Below are 19,926 nucleotides of genomic sequence, written 5' to 3'. Positions count from 1 at the left end.
TCCATATTCTTCTATGAATAAAAAATTATTGTTTAGCTTCATGACTATCCTCGGTACTGTGGTAGGGATGAAAGCACAGAGAAATGAAGTGGGAGTTCGTTTGGGGATGAGCAATCTAATAGGTGATATCGGGAAAACCAACTATATTCTTCAGCAGCCTTTGGATTTAAACCGTGCTTCAGAATTGGGTGTTCCTTTTTATGGTGGGTTATTGTACCGATTTAATTTTAATCCTTATCAGACTGTAAGATTAGACGTTGGTTACAATCAGGTGCAGTTTAGCGATAAATCTGCAAAAGAAGAGTACAGAAGAAACCGTAATTCTTTCGGTAAAAACAATATCTACGAAGCCAGTTTGGTTTTCGAATATAATTTTTTCCCGGTTAATAACGAGCAGAAAAGAGGTATGGTAAGTCCGTACATTTTTACAGGTATCGGCGGTTTGATGTATGATGCTCCGAAAGCAACGATTAAGCACGACTTCAGAAGAAATGCTGACGGTGTGGCGCAGGCTCCGATTAATGAGCAGGATTTCATATCGACACCTGTATATTCTCTGGGAACAAAAACAGCAGTGAACATTCCTTTTGGTTTGGGACTGAAATATAAATTTAATTACGGCTGGGCTATTTTCGCGGAAGCTACATTCAGATACACTTTTACCGATCAGCTGGATTACAGCAAGATCTTGGCTAAAGATGTCATTTCTAGCTACAACGGAGATATCATAAGCCCGACTACCGGAGGTTCGCTTCTGGAAACAGGAAACTATTTTATAGTGGCTAAAGAAAGAGAGCGTGGATTGGTCGGAAGTAGAAGTGTAGGTGATTTAGAATCCCGCGACTGGCTGAATACATTCAGTATAGGATTGACCTATTCTTTCGGAAGACCGCCGTGCTATTGTGAAGATTAAATATGTCGTTGATAAAAGAAAAAATAGATCCTGAGAAATTACCGAAACACGTTGCAATCATTATGGATGGTAACGGAAGATGGGCAAAATCTCGGGGCGAGGAAAGAACATTCGGTCACAAAAATGCACTACATGCTGTACGAAATGCAATTAATGCATGCAATGAAGTAGACATTCCTTATCTTACCCTTTATACTTTTTCGTCTGAAAACTGGAAACGGCCTTCTGATGAAGTAAGTACGCTCATGAGCTTGCTTACAGAAACACTTGTGGAAGAAACCGAAAGTATCTTCAGCAAAGGTCTCAGGCTTCATGTCATCGGTAATTTAGACCGTCTTGCGCCGATCGTAAAAGAGCAGCTCCAGCATGTGATGGATCTTACCAAAGATAATACCAGAGGAAATCTTGTGCTTGCCATAAGCTACGGCTCGCAGGATGAGATTATCAATGCCGTAAAAAACATCAGTAATGATGTAAAAAACGGGAATTTAGAAATTGAAAATATTAACGAGCAGCTTTTTGAAAGCTATTTATATACCAAAAATTTTCCACCGGTTGATCTGCTCATCCGCACGAGTGGCGAGACGAGAATCAGCAATTTTCTTCTTTGGCAGATTGCCTACGCAGAATTGCAGTTTTTAGATATACTCTGGCCAGATTTCACCAAAGATATTTTCTTCCAGTGCATTGTAAACTATCAAAGCAAAGAAAGAAGATACGGCCTTACCGGAGATCAAATCACATCCAGCAAATTTTAGAAAAAGAAAGACTACGATACAATGAAGTTTAGACTATTACCCATTATTATGTTTGCAGCCTCTGCACATTTTTATGGACAAGTAACGCCTCAAGACAGCACAAAGGTAAATACCAGCGTACTGGCAGAGACTCCGCAGGAAACTTATGTTTTGAAAGACATAGTGGTAGATGGCGTTAAAAGATATACACCCGCACAGATTCTGCGTTTTACCGGCCTTATGAAAGGCGAAGTGGTAGATATTCCCGGGCAGAAAATCAGCAACGGAATCAAAAAACTTTGGGATACGCAGTCTTTTTCTGAAGTAGAAGTTTATGTAGAGAGTGTAGAGGGAAAATCGGTCGTTCTGAAATTTTATCTTCAGGATCTGAAAGAACTTGGTGAAGTAAAATTCACCGGAAAAGGCATTGGGAAATCTAAAAACGAAAAACTGGCGAAAGACAATAATCTGAAGCCGGGCACGAAGATTACCCAAAGTTTGGTTTCAAGTTTAAAAACTAAAGTGCCTCAAGATTATATCAAAAAAGGTTTTGCTGATGCGAAGATCAATATTCAGGAAAAGCCAAACCTGAACGATCCTGCGTTGGTAGACTGGACAATCGAGGTAGAAAAAGGTAAAAAAGTAAAAATCAGCCATATTGAGTTTGAAGGAAACGAGAACGTAACCGACAAAAAACTCAGAAAAAATGGTTTCAAAGAAACGAAGCAGAAGAGACTGAGCATCGGCGGAATTCTGAAACCTTCGAAATTTATTCAGGCGAAATATCAGGAAGACAAGCAAAACCTGATTAATTATTATAACTCGCTCGGCTACCGTGATGCTCAAATTGTTTCTGATTCTGTTTGGAGAAACAAAAAGAACAATTACGAAATCAACGTAAAACTTAGCGAAGGTAAAAAATACTACATCGGAGATATTACGTTTACAGGAAATACGGTGTATCCGACCGATTATCTTGAACGCAAACTGGGTTACAAAACCGGAGATATTTATGATGCAGTAGGTTTCAATAAAAAAGTTGGTGAAGACGGCGGTAAAGAAGATGATTCTGATATCAAGTCGATCTACATGAACAACGGATATTTATTCTCCACAGTAGTACCGGTAGAAAAATCGGTAAACGGAGACAGAATTAATCTTGAAATCAGAATTACAGAAGGTGAGCAGGCAACCTGGAATCGCGTAACGTGGGACGGGAATACCACGACTCACGATCACGTAGTATTGCGTGCTTTAAGAACAAGACCAGGCGAACTTTTCGCTAAATCTGATATTAAAAGAACATTTTATGATCTTGCTGGGATGTCGTTTTTCGATCCTCAGCAAATCAAATATGATATTCAGCCAGATGCGCAGGATAATACTGTAGATGTGAAGTGGGGCTTGGTAGAAAAAGGTTCGTCACAGATTCAGCTTCAGGCTGGCTATGGTGGAAACAGTTTCATCGGAACACTTGGCGTGACGTTCAATAACTTCTCGCTTAAGAATTTCCTGAAGTTTAAAGATTTCAGACCGGTGCCACAAGGTGACGGGCAGACTTTATCTGTACAGGCGCAGGCCGGGCAGTTTTTCCAGAATTACGGGATCTCTTTTGTAGAGCCATGGATTTTCGGGAAAAGGCCGACCGCACTTTCTGTGAGTGTAAACAACTCGTTGGTAAGATATAATTCTTCGATCACACAGGTAAGTACAGAGCCTTCAAAATTGAATATCATTTCGGCAACTGTTGGTTTAAACAGACAGCTGAGCTGGCCAGACAGTTATTTCTCGCTTTATACAGGAATTCAGTATCAGAATTATAATTTTAAAAATTATCCTTTTGAATTCGGAAACACACAGGAATATTACGGAAACTCTAATAACCTTTCGTTAAACGTTGGGATCAGCAGAAACTCCGCTGGTATTGACCCGATTTTCCCGACAACTGGTTCAAACATTGAACTTTCAGGAAAATTCACGCCGCCGTATTCTTTATTCAAAACGAGAGATTATTCGACACTTTCTCCGACTGAAAAATACAAGTGGCTTGAGTTCTATAAAATTAAGTTTAAAGCAGATGTTTACAACGAAGTTCTTGGAAAATTAGTTCTGAGATCATCTGCTGAAATGGGCTTCATGGATGGCTACAACAAAGTTTTGGGAGCGCCGCCATTTGAAAGATTTTATGTAGGTGGTGTAGGTTTATTTGGTGGCCGATTTGACGGTAGAGAACTTATTCCGTTGAGAGGTTACGAGAATGCTTCGCAGTCTGGTGGTGAGCCAGATGATATTACGCCACGAGGTGGAGGTACTATTTACAATAGATTTACGTTAGAGTTAAGATATCCGATTTCAATGAGCCAGACAGCAAAGATTTACGCGCTTACTTTTGCAGAAGGCGGTAACGTTTGGAACTCCTGGGGAACTTACAATCCTTTCCAGCTGAAGCGTTCAGTAGGTGTTGGGGTAAGAGTTTACATGGGTGCATTTGGTCTTATTGGATTTGATTTTGCGTACGGATTCGACCGCACAGTAACGGGCACAGAGCCTTCCGGTTGGAAAACGCATTTCTTAATGAACCAATCTTTATAATAAAATTTATGAAAAAATTTAAAATAATTTTCACATTTGTAGTACTTTTGTCTTGTGGTTTCGCAAATGCGCAGAAGATAGGTGTTGTAGATACCGAATATATTTTAAATATGATGCCTCAGTATAAAGAGGCCGAAGCGAGACTCAATTCGCAGATCGATACGTGGCAAAATGAGCTGCAGAGTCTGCAGTCTGAGCTCGACCGAAAAAGATCAGCTTTCGAGAGTGAAAAAGTACTTTTGGTAGGAGATCAGCTCAAACTTCGTGAAAAAGAGGTGATGGATCTTGATAAAAACGTGAAAACTACTTTGAGTTTACGTTTTGGCTCAACCGGTGAGATCAGCAAACTTCGCGAGACCTTGGTGCAACCTTTTCAGGATCAAATCTGGACGGCTATAAAAACAATGTCTGAGAAAAACGGTCTTGGTATCGTAATAGACAAAAGCAACGGCGTAAGTGTGATTTTTCTTCAGAAAAGATTCGATTACACAGACAAAGTTTTGGATGTTTTAATGAAGGGAACAGATTCCGGAAAAAAATCGGAAAAGAAAAAATAATAGAGTTTATAGAAAAGAGAATTAACCTTCATCTTTTTTTATCATCTAAAAACAAATTAATTTAAATTATTTATTACCAGTTATGAAAAAATTAAGTGTATTATTTGCAGCAGTAATGATGGTTGTATCATTCGGTACAGCAAAAGCTCAAAAAATAGCTACTTTAGATGTTGTAGGTGTACTTACAGCAATGCCAGAAAAAAAGAAAGCTGATGCAGAATTAACAGCTTTTGCTGATGCAAAACAAGCTGAAATCAAGAAAAAAGCAGACGCTGCACAAGCAAAATTTCAGCAATATCAAACAGAAGCATCAAAGAAAACTGCTGACGAGAATAAAGCGAGAGAGGCTGAAATGGAAAAATTAGGAACTGAGATCAAGCAAATGCAGGAAAAAGCTCAGAAAGATTTCCAGGCTAAACAGGATGCTGCTTACGAGCCTATCGAAAAGAAGCTTAATGATGCGGTGAACAAAGCTGCTAAAGCAAACGGATACGATTACATCATGGATGCAAATTCTACATCAATCGTGTACAAAGGAGGTCCCGATGCGACAGCTGCAGTGAAAAAAGAATTAGGTCTTTAATTTTATATTAAAAGATTATAAAAACAGCCACTTCATTTCGAAGTGGTTTTTTATTTTTGTGCTATGGAAAAAGAAGTTGCCACCAAGGTAAAAGTGCGTTTCAGCGACTGCGACCCGATCGGTCATTTAAATAATGTGAAATATCTCGATTACATGTTTAATGCCCGCGAAGATCACGTAGAAACATACTATGGTTTTACCTACGAAGAATATAGAGAAAGAACCGGCTGCACGTGGATTGCAATTCAAAACGAAATTGCATATCTGAGAGAAGTACGCTACAACACACAGGTCATCATCAGCAGTAAAACCATCGAAATTCAGGACCGTACCTCGAAAGTCGAAATTCTTATGAAGAGTTTAGACGAGAAAACAATTCATGCGGTTTTGTGGGTTACGGTTATTTATTTTAATGTGAATACGCGCCGCAGCGAGGTTCATCCGCAAGATATTAAAGATGCTTTTGGGCAGTTTTATATCAGTCTCGAACAGAAAGATTTCCAGAGCCGAGTGAAGTATTTACGGTCACAAAATGCAAAAAACTCATGAAGAAAAAAATTATAGTAACTGGCAGCAACGGTCAGCTTGGCAATTGCATCAAAAAAATTGCTCCAAGTTTCGAACTCGATTATGAATTTGTTTTTACAGATTCAAAAACTTTAGATATTACAGATGACAATTTTGTGACTAATTTCTTTGCCGAAGAAAAACCAGACTTTTGCATCAATGCTTCCGCGTACACAGCGGTAGATCTCGCCGAGCAGGAAAAAGAGAAAGCTTTTGCTGTAAACGCAGATGGTGTTGAAAATCTTGCTAAGGCATGTGCAGATCATGAGGCAGTTTTTATTCATGTGTCGACAGATTATGTTTTCGATGGTGATACCAATCTCGATTATTCTGAAGACGATTTTACGAATCCAATAGGAGTTTACGGTGAATCGAAACTCGCAGGTGAGGAGCGTGCGATAGATGCCAATCCGAAAACGGTAATTCTGCGAACTTCCTGGCTATACTCTGAGTTTAATAAAAACTTTGTGAAAACCATGCTGAATCTTTTTTCGCAGAAAGACGAGCTTGGAATCGTGGGCGATCAATATGGACAGCCAACGAATGCAAACGATCTTGGTGAAGCGATTATGGAAATTATTGAATCTCCAGAAAAGGAATTTGGTGTTTTCCATTTTTCCAATTATCCGGAAACGACTTGGTTTCATTTTGCCGAAAAGATTGCTGAGTTTTCAAAATCTTCAGTGAAACTTAATTCGCTGACGACTGAGCAGTATCCGACGCCTGCGAAACGTCCGAAAAGAAGTACGATGTGTCTGGATAAAATCGAAAATTCTTATCAGATTGAGCCAAAGCATTGGGAAAACAGCTTGGAAGATTGTATCGAAATTCTTAAATCATAGCGCTATGAAAAGTTTATTTTCGATAGTGGCGTTTTTTCTTGTTCAGACCTTCTTTGCTCAGAATATTTATTTAAATAAAATTGAGAAAACCAAAGACAGCGCAGACAAATTTTTATATTCAATTTCTTCAACAGATATTTCTAAAGCAGAATATCTTGGCGAGATCGAAGTTCAGGGTTATTCTTCGGATGACGCCGCAGTTTTTTCTGCTATTTATAAAAAAGCGAAAGAAATTGGAGGAAATGCAATTGCCTACAAGCCATTCGAGTCGATAGATAATATAGAAAAACCGCTCGATCCTCAGCATTATAAACTCGGTGTATATTTCTTGTCGAAGGAAAATTTTATAAACGCGGATGAAAATCTTTATTTATTTGCGGGTTCATCGAATGACCAGAAAATAAGAATTAATGAAAAAGATTTTATTTTACAGCCTAGATCTTTTGTAAAAATCAAGATGGATGAAGGGATGACGTATGTTGTTTCTACTAAAAAATTATTGGGATCTACAATTAGAGTTAAAAAAAATGTGGATGGAGAAGGACAATATTACCTGATATCAGGTGGAAAAATAGGCGGAGCGAACAACAATGATGGTACACTTCACATTAAATCTGGTGACATTACAGGCCTTGAAAAATCTTTCGGAGAATTTTTAAAGTTGATTTATAAGCCTTTAACGTTTTAGCTGATATTTTATGTTAAATATATTTGGAATTGGCATTATGAAGTTGTTATCTTTTTTATTTAGGGATTGGATGTTTTGGGTATGGATTTGCTTTCATTGATGAAGGGAAATTTTTTCAGAAAAACATTTGGTAGTTTAGGAATAAAGTTTTACTTTTGCACTCGCAAATACGGAGCGACACTGACAGAGTAAGCGATGTTAAAAAGCGAAGAGAATAGAAGATCATTGAAACATAGATATACAACCAAGTAAGGAAAAAAACTAAGACGTTAATTTCTTTGAGGTAGGGACAGACACAACATACAATGGAGAGTTTGATCCTGGCTCAGGATGAACGCTAGCGGGAGGCCTAACACATGCAAGCCGAGCGGTAGAGATTCTTCGGAATCTTGAGAGCGGCGTACGGGTGCGGAACACGTGTGCAACCTGCCTTTATCAGGGGGATAGCCTTTCGAAAGGAAGATTAATACCCCATAATATATTTGATGGCATCATTAGATATTGAAAGCTTCGGCGGATAGAGATGGGCACGCGCAAGATTAGATAGTTGGTGAGGTAACGGCTCACCAAGTCGATGATCTTTAGGGGGCCTGAGAGGGTGATCCCCCACACTGGTACTGAGACACGGACCAGACTCCTACGGGAGGCAGCAGTGAGGAATATTGGACAATGGGTTAGCGCCTGATCCAGCCATCCCGCGTGAAGGACGACGGCCCTATGGGTTGTAAACTTCTTTTGTACAGGGATAAACCTACTCTCGTGAGGGTAGCTGAAGGTACTGTACGAATAAGCACCGGCTAACTCCGTGCCAGCAGCCGCGGTAATACGGAGGGTGCGAGCGTTATCCGGATTTATTGGGTTTAAAGGGTCCGTAGGCGGACTCGTAAGTCAGTGGTGAAATCTCACAGCTTAACTGTGAAACTGCCGTTGATACTGCGGGTCTTGAGTAAGGTAGAAGTGGCTGGAATAAGTAGTGTAGCGGTGAAATGCATAGATATTACTTAGAACACCAATTGCGAAGGCAGGTCACTATGTCTTAACTGACGCTGATGGACGAAAGCGTGGGGAGCGAACAGGATTAGATACCCTGGTAGTCCACGCCGTAAACGATGCTAACTCGTTTTTGGGGCCTAGCGCTTCAGAGACTAAGCGAAAGTGATAAGTTAGCCACCTGGGGAGTACGTTCGCAAGAATGAAACTCAAAGGAATTGACGGGGGCCCGCACAAGCGGTGGATTATGTGGTTTAATTCGATGATACGCGAGGAACCTTACCAAGGCTTAAATGGGAATTGACAGGTTTAGAGATAGACTTTTCTTCGGACAATTTTCAAGGTGCTGCATGGTTGTCGTCAGCTCGTGCCGTGAGGTGTTAGGTTAAGTCCTGCAACGAGCGCAACCCCTGTCACTAGTTGCTAACATTAAGTTGAGGACTCTAGTGAGACTGCCTACGCAAGTAGAGAGGAAGGTGGGGATGACGTCAAATCATCACGGCCCTTACGCCTTGGGCCACACACGTAATACAATGGCCAGTACAGAGGGCAGCTACCAGGCGACTGGATGCGAATCTCGAAAGCTGGTCTCAGTTCGGATTGGAGTCTGCAACTCGACTCTATGAAGCTGGAATCGCTAGTAATCGCGCATCAGCCATGGCGCGGTGAATACGTTCCCGGGCCTTGTACACACCGCCCGTCAAGCCATGGAAGTCTGGGGTACCTGAAGTCGGTGACCGTAACAGGAGCTGCCTAGGGTAAAACAGGTAACTAGGGCTAAGTCGTAACAAGGTAGCCGTACCGGAAGGTGCGGCTGGAACATCTCATTTTAGAGCGTCTTAAGACGATAAACAAACAAGTGTTTTCGGACACACATTGGACTTATTTTAAAGAATACGTTTTAGTTTTTTTATTTGGTTGCTATATTATATAAAATACACCCACTAGAGATTAGTATAAGGGATAAGAGATTTAGAAAAAGAAGTTAGGAATTAGAAGTTGGAATTAGTCTGACCTCTGGTGTCTAAAATCTAACATCTAAACAAAGTCTCGTAGCTCAGCTGGTTAGAGCGCTACACTGATAATGTAGAGGTCGGCAGTTCGAGCCTGCCCGAGACTACTAATTAAGGCGGATGGCAAATAGCTTTTAGCTGCTGGCATTTAGCCAATAGCAAGAAGCCATAAGCTGGAAGCGACTAGAGGGGAATTAGCTCAGCTGGCTAGAGCGCCTGCCTTGCACGCAGGAGGTCAAGGGTTCGACTCCCTTATTCTCCACAGTTGTACGGTTTACGGAAGTAGGCGGTATGATGTATGATGATAATTTAAGCAGGATGTATACTACATAGTGACGGAGCCGTCATTAGTACGTTTTGCGGATTATTTAATTACAAGAAAAGAGATCATTGACATTAACGGTAAAGACATCACAAAGAGAAAACCGAGCACTTATAAGTGCTTGAGTAACCTAAAAATAGGAAAGAAATCGTTAAGGGCGTATGGCGGATGCCTAGGCTTTCAGAGGCGAAGAAGGACGTGGTAAGCTGCGAAAAGCTCGGGGGATTGGCACACACGAATTGATCCCGAGATGTCCGAATGGGGCAACCCAATACATTGAAGATGTATTACTCTAAATTTATTTAGAGAGCAAACCAGGAGAACTGAAACATCTAAGTACCCTGAGGAAAAGAAATCGAAGAGATTCCGTAAGTAGTGGCGAGCGAACGCGGATTAGCCCAAAAGTCTTTATATATTTAGAAGAATGTTCTGGAAAGAACAGCCATAGACGGTGATAGCCCGGTATTCGAAAGGTATACATAGATGATAAATGAGTAGGGCGGGACACGTGAAATCCTGTCTGAATATGGGGGGACCATCCTCCAAGGCTAAATACTCCTGAAAGACCGATAGTGAACAAGTACTGTGAAGGAAAGGTGAAAAGCACTTCGAATAGAAGGGTGAAATAGAACCTGAAACCGTACGCCTACAAGCGGTCGGAGCCCACAAGTTGGGTGACGGCGTGCCTTTTGCATAATGAGCCTACGAGTTAATGTTACTAGCGAGGTTAAGGACTTCAGGTCCGGAGCCGGAGCGAAAGCGAGTCTGAATAGGGCGCTTAGTTAGTAGTATTAGACGCGAAACCTTGTGATCTACCCATGGGCAGGTTGAAGCTTTGGTAACACAAAGTGGAGGACCGAACCGGTTGACGTTGAAAAGTCTTCGGATGACCTGTGGGTAGGGGTGAAAGGCCAATCAAACTGGGAGATAGCTCGTACTCCCCGAAATGCATTTAGGTGCAGCGTCGTGTATAAGTTTATTAGAGGTAGAGCTACTGATTGGATGCGGGGGAGTCAAATCCTACCAATTCCTGACAAACTCCGAATGCTAATAAATGTTCCACGGCAGTGAGGGCGCGGGTGCTAAGGTCCGTGTCCGAGAGGGAAAGAACCCAGACCAACAGCTAAGGTCCCCAAATATATGTTAAGTTGAAGCAACGCGGTTGGACTGCATTGACAGCTAGGATGTTGGCTTGGAAGCAGCCATTCATTTAAAGAGTGCGTAACAGCTCACTAGTCGAGCGGTCCGGCATGGATAATAATCGGGCATAAACATATTACCGAAGCTATGGATTTACAGTCAAGGGACTGTATCTGGTAGGGGAGCATTCTGTTTGCACAGAAGCAGGGTCGTGAGATCTTGTGGAGCGTACAGAAAAGAAAATGTAGGCATAAGTAACGATAAAGGGGGCGAGAAACCCCCTCACCGAAAGACTAAGGTTTCCTCAGCCATGCTAATCAGCTGAGGGTTAGTCGGGACCTAACGCGAACCCGAAAGGGGTAGTGGATGGACAATGGGTTAATACTCCCATACTTGCTCACACTAAAAAGGGGACGGATTTACGTACTTACTGGAGACTGACGGAATAGTCAAGACCTAGCCTTCGGGCGAAGTTGCTGTAAGGAAATAGATTCCAAGAAAAGCCGAAGTGAAGCAACCCGTACCAAAACCGACACAGGTAGTCGAGGAGAGAATCCTAAGGTGCTCGAGTGAGTCGTGGCTAAGGAACTAGGCAAAATAGTCTCGTAACTTCGGAAGAAGAGACGCCTCTAGCAATAGAGGCCGCAGTGAAGAGGCCCAGGCGACTGTTTATCAAAAACACAGGACTCTGCTAAATCGAAAGATGCTGTATAGGGTCTGACACCTGCCCGGTGCTGGAAGGTTAAGGAAGGGCGTTAGCAGCAATGCGAAGCGTTTGACTGAAGCCCCAGTAAACGGCGGCCGTAACTATAACGGTCCTAAGGTAGCGAAATTCCTTGTCGGGTAAGTTCCGACCTGCACGAATGGTGTAACGATCTGGGCACTGTCTCAGCCACGAGCTCGGTGAAATTGTAGTATCGGTGAAGATGCCGATTACCCGCAATGGGACGAAAAGACCCTGTGAACCTTTACTATAACTTCGTATTGACTTTGAGTAAGTAATGTGTAGGATAGGTGGGAGACTTTGAAGCAGGCACGCCAGTGTTTGTGGAGTCGACGTTGAAATACCACCCTTTACTTACTTGGAGCCTAACTTGAGAAATCAAGGACATTGCGTGGTGGGTAGTTTGACTGGGGTGGTCGCCTCCAAAAGAGTAACGGAGGCTTTCAAAGGTACCCTCAGCACGCTTGGTAACCGTGCGTAGAGTGTAATGGCATAAGGGTGCTTGACTGTGAGACCTACAAGTCGATCAGGTGCGAAAGCAGGACATAGTGATCCGGTGGTTCCGTATGGAAGGGCCATCGCTCATAGGATAAAAGGTACTCCGGGGATAACAGGCTAGTCTCCCCCAAGAGCTCACATCGACGGGGAGGTTCGGCACCTCGATGTCGGCTCGTCACATCCTGGGGCTGGAGAAGGTCCCAAGGGTTGGGCTGTTCGCCCATTAAAGTGGCACGCGAGCTGGGTTCAGAACGTCGTGAGACAGTTCGGTCTCTATCTATTGCGGGCGTTAGATGTTTGAGAGGGCTTGATTCTAGTACGAGAGGACCGAATTGAACAAACCTCTGGTGTATCAGTTGTACCGCCAGGTGCACCGCTGAGTAGCTACGTTTGGAAGAGATAAACACTGAAAGCATATAAGTGTGAAACTCGCCTCAAGATGAGACATCTTTTAAGGGTCGTTGGAGATGACAACGTTGATAGGCTACAGGTGTAAAGACAGTAATGTCATAGCCGAGTAGTACTAATTACCCGTAGATTTATAGCCTATTACATAAGTAATGGGTGATCAGTAATGAGTAATCATATATAATCATCAACATTATTTATATCAAGCCTTGTAAGTGCAAAAAAGGTTTTGTCTTTGTGAACGTTTTTATCGATTAAAACAGATGTCGGATACAAGACATCAGATAACAGACTTAAGATCTGAATCTGATATCTCCCCTCTGATATCTTATATACAACCTTTAGGGTGGTTTTAGCGGTGGGGCTCACCTGTTCCCATTCCGAACACAGAAGTTAAGCCCACCAGCGCCAATGGTACTGCGAAAGCGGGAGAGTAGGTCGCCGCCAGTCTTTTTTTATTCCMATTCCGAACACAGAAGTTAAGCCCACCAGCGCCAATGGTACTGCGAAAGCGGGAGAGTAGGTCGCCGCCAGTCTTTTTTTATTCCAATAACTCCTTCATCAAAAWATGAAGGAGTTTTTTTGTGACATGTAGTTAAGAAACTAGTACATATGAGAAAATAGTTTTGAAACCGTAAGTGACAAGTGAGAAATATAATTTGACAAGACTTACAATTCAAATAGAAAAATAACTTTGTTTGATTTATATATTTTTTGGATTGTAAAAGTACAATGTTGCATTCTTGCTTTTTATTGTTTTATACACTATTTTTACAGTAAATACTGCCCATTGTCTTTCGCACAAGTTATTTTACCGCTCAACATTAAAGGAACATTTACCTATAAAATTCAGGAAGAGTTTAGAGATAAAATTGGATTGGGCATGCGTGTTTTGGTTCCGTTTGGTGGGAAAAAAATATATACTGCGATAGTCTGTGAGATCAGTAATCATGCACCCGAAAATTTTATCGCAAAAGATATCATCGGCGTTTTAGATGATTCGCAGATTCTGCCTGATAAGCAGCTTGCTTTTTGGCAATGGCTTTCCAGCTATTATCTCTGCAATATCGGTGAGATTTACCGTTTTGCCTTTCCGGCTTCTTTAAAACTCGAAAGTGAAACCTATTTAAAACTAAAACCACTGGCTGATATTAATTTTGAGAATCTTGATGTTCACGAAATGTATCTTATTCAGGCTTTAGAAGTTCGTCAATTGATCAATCTTACCGATGTCGAAGCATTTATTCCAAAGAAGGATATAATAAAAACAGTGCGGTCTCTTCTCGATTTGCAATATATCGAAGTGGATGAAAAGATTACTGAAAAATATAAAGCGAAAGAAATATCATACATTAAGATAGAAGATAATTTACTGAACAGTACAAATTTTTCTGAGATTTTATCAAGTTTAGTCCGCGCCGCAAAACAGAAAGAACTGTTTCTTTACATACTTCACAAACAAACCGAAGATCCGGAAAGTTTTATTAAAAAATCTGATCTGCTTGCCGAAAATATTTTTGCGCCGTCTCATCTTAAAGCGTTGGTCGATAAAGGTTTTGTCGCGGAATATAAGTTGGAAACAGACCGTTTAACTTATTATGAAGGCGAAACAGAGAATCTGGATGAACTTTCAGAAAGCCAGAAAAAAGCTTTACAAGAAATTGATGAAGCATTTGAAAATAATAAAAATGCGCTTATTCACGGAGTTACGTCTTCCGGCAAAACGCATGTTTATCTCGATAAGATTGAAGAATGTTTCCAGAAGGATAAAAATACGCTTTTCCTGCTTCCGGAGATTTCGCTTACCAAACAGATTATTCTTAGGCTGGAAAAAAAATATGGCCGACAGCTTGGTTTTTATCATCAGAAACTAACTGATTTTGAAAAAGTTGAAGTTTGGAGGCGCGTTAAAAACAACGAGATAAAAGTTCTTATCGGTACCCGAAACGCATTATTCCTTCCGTTTAAAAATCTTGGATTAATCGTTGTTGATGAAGAGCACGACAGCGCATACAGGCCAAAAGAAGTTTCGCCGTTTTTTAATGGTCGGGATGCGGCTTTAATGCTTGCATATTTCTATAAAGCAAATGTAATATTGGGTTCTGCAACACCTTCTGTCGAAAGTTATTATTTGGCTAAAAAAGGAAAACTTGCTTACATATCATTAAATGAACGCTTTGGAAATGTTAATTTGCCGGAGTTCTCAATCATCAATTTTAAAGAAGCACAGGATTCTAAAAAAGTAACCGGAAATTTTTCACTGACATTAATTGAGGAAATCCGGAAAACATTAGAGGATAAAAATCAGACAATGATCTTGCACAACCGCCGTGGTTATGCGAGTGTCGTAGAGTGTGAGACTTGCGGATATGTGCATTACTGCTCAAACTGCGATGTTGTTTTGACGTTTCATAAAGCGGCAAACGAAATGAAATGCCATTATTGCGGTCAGCGGGCGGCAAAACCCAAAATCTGTCCGAAATGTCATTCTGAGAATCTCAACGAGAGAGGCGTCGGCGTAGAGCAGATTCATGAAGAAACTTCCAAGATTTTTCCGGAAGCTACGGTTGATCGGATGGATGTAGATTCTATGCGGAAGAAATTTGCGTATGAAAAGCTTTACGAAAAAATTGAAAACCGAGAAACTGATATTGTAGTTGGTACGCAGATGATTTCCAAAGGTTTGGATTTTGATCACATCGAACTCGTTGCGATTCCAAAGGCAGATTCTATGCTTTATGTGCAGGATTTTAGGGCTGAAGAACGCGCTTATCAACTGATAACGCAGGTTTCCGGACGTGCAGGAAGAGTCTCGGGGAAAGGAAAAATTCTGATTCAGACTTTTAACCCTGAGCATTCTGTTTTTCAACTCATTAAATTAAATAATCCTGCGAAGATTTATAAATATTTTCTGACGGAGCGTCAGCGGTTTTTTTATCCGCCTTTCACCAAATTAATTTTAATAGAATTAAAACACCGGAAGGATGATAAAGTAAATCGCGCGTCACAGTTTTTAGGATCTGTTCTGCGGAAATATCTGCCGGAAGAATGTATTCTAGGACCGGAAAGATCGCAGATTGCGAAACTGAATAATCTGTATCAGTTTCAGATTTTATTAAAACTTCCGAGAGGCAAAAATTACTCAAAATATAAAGATTTGGTATTGACAAGTCTTAATGAATTCGAAGAAATAACTGCATATCAAAGTATTAAAAAAAATATTTTTGTAGATTTTTAACAAAGTTTAACAGCTTTTTAAATTACTTTATCATCTCTTGTTGCTGCGTGTTTTGCAATATTCTATACATTTGTGCGTTGCTAATATGTTTGGATTTGCAGACTGAAACTTAACTATCAGATTTTGACACAATCCTAACAGTAACAAATCTCACAAAATTGATGGTAAATTTTAGAAAATATATTTCAGGTTTTACGGTTCTTGCTTCAGGATTTTTCCTCTCACAGGTACCCGTTTCTGCAGTTCTTTATTCTCAGAGTTACGAAAATCAGAAAAGTGCACTCAACCTTCCTTCTCCGGTCGCGATCGCAGAAAAGGTGTTTCTTTCTCCAAAAGAGCTTGTAGATGTAAACGTAAACACGATGATGACCGATCCTGTGCTGAAAAACGCATCTTGGGGTTTTGTCATCTACGATCCAAAGACGAATAAAATTATTTCGTCTTACAACGAAAATATGCCGCTGGTGCCGGCCTCGACCACGAAACTACTCACAACGGAAACTGCCTTGCATCTTTTAGGTGAAAATTACCGTTGGATGACCGAGCTCGATTATTCCGGGACGGTTGAAGAAAATGGAGTTTTGAACGGAAATCTTTATTTAATAGGAAGCGGCGATCCATCGCTGGGAACCAATAAAGCCGGCGCATGGTCTTACCGCGAAATTATCACTGATTTTATTGCAGGTTTAAACAGAGAAGGCATTAAGAAGATTAACGGAGATATTTTCATCCAAACAGGTTTATATAAGAGCAATATCTCGAGACTGCCGGAAAATATAGTCTGGCTGGAGCAGGCAAATTATTATCTCCCGGCTGGTTCAACGAAGGATATTAATCCGATGAATGAAAAATTGGTTGTGAAGAAAAACAGCATGACAGCCGCCGCCGACAAAAGATATTTCTATGTTTCGCCATACACAAAGCAGCCCGTTTATGCAGATTCCTACGAAGGTGACGGAAAACTTTTAACTAAACTTCCGGACGCACCCACTTATCTTGCGAATAATTTGAGAGCAACGATGCTGAAAAGCGGAATCTCGATCACGGGAAAAGTTTTACCTAAAATGACAGATGCTGCTCCTGAAAGTAAAAAGATTGTTGCATCATACAAATCTCCGACGCTTGCCGACATAGTACATTACACAAATCAGCACAGTGATAACGGACTTGCTGAAGCTTTGCTGAAAACCGTTGGTTTCCACAAAGGTGGCGATCAGACGCCACAAACCGGAAGAATTGTAGTAAATGATCACTTACGAGATGTCGCTTTTGACGTAGAAGGTTTAAATTACATGGATGGAAGCGGACTTTCAAGAAGCAATACGGTAACACCGATTTCTCAGGTAAAATATCTGACTTCGCTGATGAACAAAAATTATTACAAAACGTATTTCGATTCGCTTCCGGTTGGAGGACAGAGCGGAACGCTGAAAAGAATGTTCAACGGTCAGGGCAATGGACAGGTTTTCGCAAAAACAGGAACTTTAAACAAAGTAAAAGCGCTTGCAGGTTATATCAAAACAAATTCAGGAAGAACATTGGTTTTTTCTTTATTGGTAAATAATTATGCAGGTTCAGTAGATCAGGTAAAAGGCAGAATGGAAAAACTCATTCAGCCGGCGCTCGATCTTTAAATAAAATACAGTAAAGGAAACCTTTTAATCTCAGATTGAAAGGTTTTTTTTATCTTTAATCCTTTACAAAACGATGAAAAAAATATTTATTCTCGGCATGAGTTTGCTGGCATTTTCAAACCTTTTTGCGCAGCAAAACAACGTTGAAATGAAGGGCCTGATGGCAAAAGAGATGAAATCTTTTGCGCAGAAAATGGCAGTTGGCAACATCAATCCGAACACTTCAAACTATGATCTTCAGTATCAGCGGATGGATGTGACGCTTGATCCGGCAGTGTATAATATTTCCGGTTCGGTAACTTCGCATTTCAAACCTCTGCAGGCCATGAATAGTATTTATTTTGATCTTGCGAATGCACTTTCTGTTTTTTCGGTGCAGTTTCATGGGCAAAATCTGGCTTTTCAGCAGCTTACAACTAAAGAAATTAAAATTGATTTTGCTACCGCGCTTCCAGCTAATACGCTCGATTCTTTAACGATCAATTACGCGGGAGCACCGCCCACCACGTACAACTCTTTTTCGACCACATTGCAAAGTGGAATTCCGCTTTTATCAACTTTAAATGAACCTTACGGTGCGCAGGATTGGTTTCCGACGAAGCAAAGTCTGAATGATAAAATCGAAAGATTTGATATTAAAGTCACGACGCCTGCGCAATATAATGTCGCATCCAATGGCAAACTGATGTCTGAAACGATTCTGCCCAGCGGACAGAAGCGTACTTTCTGGCGTACAATGTATCCGACAGCAGCGTATCTGATTGCTTTAGGAATTACCAATTACACAAAACTAACAGACACAATGGGAAGTCCGCCTTTCCCTTTTATTAATTATGTTTATCCTTCAACAACCGGCAACGCAACAAGCATGGCGAATATTGAATGGACGAAAACGGTGATGAATACTTTTGAAACCTATTTTGGACTCTATCCTTTCAGAAATGAAAAGTACGGTCATATGGAGTTTCAGTTTGGTGGAGGAATGGAACATCAGACAATGTCCTCAATGGGCGGCTGGAGCAAACAGTTAGTTGCGCACGAACTTGCACATCAATGGTTTGGTGACAAAGTTACCTGCGGCGCATGGAATGATATTTGGCTGAATGAAGGTTTTGCGACTTTCGGAGAACATGTCGCGAACGAAAAACTCATTATGTCGAATGCTGATTTTTTAACTTATCTTCAGGGCGAAAAAGATTATATTACAAGTGCTACCGGCGGCAGTGTGTATGTTGCAGACAGCAATCTGAATAGTGTTAATGCGATTTTCAACGGTCGTTTGTCGTACTCAAAAGGTGGATATGTTCTGAGAATGATTAAATGGATTTTAGGCGATACAGTTTTTTATCAGGCGCTTAAAGATTATCATACACGGCCCGCGTTGGCTTACAATTACGTGAGAACTTCAGATCTGAATGCATCTTTACTACAGTCAACCGGAAAAGATTTTACCGAATTTTTTAATGACTGGATTTACGGTCAGGGTTATCCGTCATATACTATCAAATGGAAACAGGTGGGGAACTTTATCACTTTTAAAGCTTCTCAAACGCAAAGCAATCCTTCCGTAAATTTTTATGAAATGCCATTGCCAATAAAAGTAATTGGAACCAGTGGTCAGGTAGCTTTTTTAGCCTTAAATAACACTTTCAATAATCAGTATTTTACAGAAGCGGTGACTTTTCCGGTGGCAAGTGTGCAGTTTAATTACGATTATCAGATCATCGAAAAAAACTCTACAGTTGCGCAGGATGCAACTTTAAGTACTGCAGAAACGGTAAAAGAGGTTTTTAGTATTTATCCAAATCCGGCGAGAAATGAATTGTTTGTTTCGGGTTTAAAAAGAGAAACCGATTATCAGATTTACAGTGCAGACGGAAGATTGGTAAAACAGGGAAAAACGGATAAGAAAATTGAAATCTCATTTTTAACGAAAGGCGTTTTCTTTTTGAAAATAGCAAATTCAGATTTCAAATTTGTTAAAGAATAAAAAATATTCATCATATTGATTTTCAGTGTATATTTGTTTTAAACAAATAATTTAAACTTATGAAAATCTCAAAATTATTCTATTTAAGACTGATTGTTATCACTGTATTGATGCTGGATCTAATATCTTGTGAATCTAAAAAATCCAGCAATCCTTTATCGGATACTCAGTGGGTCGGGATGGCAAAAATTCCGGAAGAAACTGAGGTAGTTCTGAAGTTTTCTTCAGATAAACTGGATGTTTTCGTAGGAAGTAAAGTTATTGAGAACATGAGCTACACTGTAAGTAACGGCGAAATTACTTTGGTTAAAAAGTCGGGAGGAACACCTTGTAATAATGGATCTACCGGAAAATATAAGTACGAAACGGTAGGTGATAATCTGATCATGACATTAATTTCCGACGAATGTACTGCCAGAATAAAATCTGTACAGGGCGTGATTTACAAAAAATATGACGGGAAGTAATTAAATAGTCCTAAATCTTAAAC

The 19,926-nt window shown here is 40.6% G+C and carries 12 protein-coding genes, 2 tRNA genes and 3 rRNA genes; all 17 read left to right on the top strand.

The window, feature by feature from the left end:
* The first annotated feature begins 40 nt into the window (after nucleotides 1-40).
* Nucleotides 41-913 (top strand): DUF6089 family protein, encoded by an 873-nt coding sequence (locus ASG01_RS03700; RefSeq protein WP_238584499.1) that lies wholly within the window; start codon nucleotides 41-43, stop codon nucleotides 911-913.
* Between the two features lie 2 nt (nucleotides 914-915).
* Nucleotides 916-1,671: a polyprenyl diphosphate synthase gene (gene uppS / locus ASG01_RS03695; protein ID WP_055860063.1), complete on the top strand. Its 756-nt coding sequence runs from the start codon at nucleotides 916-918 to the stop codon at nucleotides 1,669-1,671.
* A 21-nt stretch (nucleotides 1,672-1,692) separates the two neighbouring features.
* Nucleotides 1,693-4,242, top strand: coding sequence for an outer membrane protein assembly factor (locus ASG01_RS03690; protein ID WP_055860060.1), 2,550 nt, complete (start codon nucleotides 1,693-1,695; stop codon nucleotides 4,240-4,242).
* A gap of 8 nt (nucleotides 4,243-4,250) precedes the next feature.
* On the top strand, nucleotides 4,251-4,799 hold the full coding sequence (locus ASG01_RS03685; RefSeq protein WP_055860057.1) for an OmpH family outer membrane protein: 549 nt from the start codon (nucleotides 4,251-4,253) through the stop codon (nucleotides 4,797-4,799).
* Between the two features lie 82 nt (nucleotides 4,800-4,881).
* Nucleotides 4,882-5,382: an OmpH family outer membrane protein gene (locus ASG01_RS03680; protein ID WP_055860054.1), complete on the top strand. Its 501-nt coding sequence runs from the start codon at nucleotides 4,882-4,884 to the stop codon at nucleotides 5,380-5,382.
* A gap of 63 nt (nucleotides 5,383-5,445) precedes the next feature.
* Nucleotides 5,446-5,931: an acyl-CoA thioesterase gene (locus ASG01_RS03675; RefSeq protein WP_055860052.1), complete on the top strand. Its 486-nt coding sequence runs from the start codon at nucleotides 5,446-5,448 to the stop codon at nucleotides 5,929-5,931.
* Nucleotides 5,928-6,791, top strand: coding sequence for a dTDP-4-dehydrorhamnose reductase (rfbD, locus tag ASG01_RS03670; RefSeq protein WP_055860043.1), 864 nt, complete (start codon nucleotides 5,928-5,930; stop codon nucleotides 6,789-6,791). The genes ASG01_RS03675 and rfbD overlap by 4 nt, the downstream gene beginning before the upstream one ends.
* A gap of 4 nt (nucleotides 6,792-6,795) precedes the next feature.
* Nucleotides 6,796-7,479 carry a hypothetical protein gene (locus ASG01_RS03665; RefSeq protein ID WP_055860040.1) on the top strand — a complete coding sequence of 228 codons (684 nt, stop codon included), beginning with the start codon at nucleotides 6,796-6,798 and terminating at the stop codon, nucleotides 7,477-7,479.
* A gap of 302 nt (nucleotides 7,480-7,781) precedes the next feature.
* A 16S ribosomal RNA gene (locus ASG01_RS03660) occupies nucleotides 7,782-9,299 on the top strand.
* A gap of 216 nt (nucleotides 9,300-9,515) precedes the next feature.
* A tRNA-Ile gene (locus ASG01_RS03655) sits at nucleotides 9,516-9,589 on the top strand.
* A gap of 81 nt (nucleotides 9,590-9,670) precedes the next feature.
* A tRNA-Ala gene (locus ASG01_RS03650) sits at nucleotides 9,671-9,744 on the top strand.
* A gap of 201 nt (nucleotides 9,745-9,945) precedes the next feature.
* Nucleotides 9,946-12,713 (top strand): 23S ribosomal RNA (locus ASG01_RS03645).
* A gap of 203 nt (nucleotides 12,714-12,916) precedes the next feature.
* Nucleotides 12,917-13,024: ribosomal RNA gene (rrf, locus tag ASG01_RS03640) — 5S ribosomal RNA — on the top strand.
* The 16S, 23S and 5S rRNA genes sit together here with 2 tRNA genes alongside, the layout of an rRNA operon.
* 340 nt (nucleotides 13,025-13,364) lie before the next feature.
* The gene (priA, locus tag ASG01_RS03635) at nucleotides 13,365-15,812 is read left to right on the top strand and encodes a primosomal protein N' (RefSeq protein WP_055860037.1); all 2,448 of its coding nucleotides are present in this window, start codon (nucleotides 13,365-13,367) and stop codon (nucleotides 15,810-15,812) included.
* Nucleotides 15,813-15,973: 161 nt separating this feature from the next.
* Nucleotides 15,974-17,446: a D-alanyl-D-alanine carboxypeptidase/D-alanyl-D-alanine-endopeptidase gene (gene dacB / locus ASG01_RS03630; protein ID WP_055860033.1), complete on the top strand. Its 1,473-nt coding sequence runs from the start codon at nucleotides 15,974-15,976 to the stop codon at nucleotides 17,444-17,446.
* Nucleotides 17,447-17,519: 73 nt separating this feature from the next.
* Nucleotides 17,520-19,436 (top strand): M1 family aminopeptidase, encoded by a 1,917-nt coding sequence (locus tag ASG01_RS03625; protein ID WP_055860030.1) that lies wholly within the window; start codon nucleotides 17,520-17,522, stop codon nucleotides 19,434-19,436.
* A 59-nt stretch (nucleotides 19,437-19,495) separates the two neighbouring features.
* A complete protein-coding gene (locus ASG01_RS03620) occupies nucleotides 19,496-19,903 on the top strand; it encodes a hypothetical protein (RefSeq protein WP_055860028.1) in 408 nt (135 codons plus the stop codon).
* The last annotated feature ends 23 nt before the right edge of the window (nucleotides 19,904-19,926 follow it).

The sequence above is a fragment of the Chryseobacterium sp. Leaf180 genome (assembly GCF_001424585.1).
In the GTDB taxonomy this organism is placed as follows: Bacteria; Bacteroidota; Bacteroidia; order Flavobacteriales; family Weeksellaceae; genus Chryseobacterium.
Note: the sequence above shows the minus strand (reverse complement) of the source record. Positions and strands in the feature narration are given on the sequence as shown.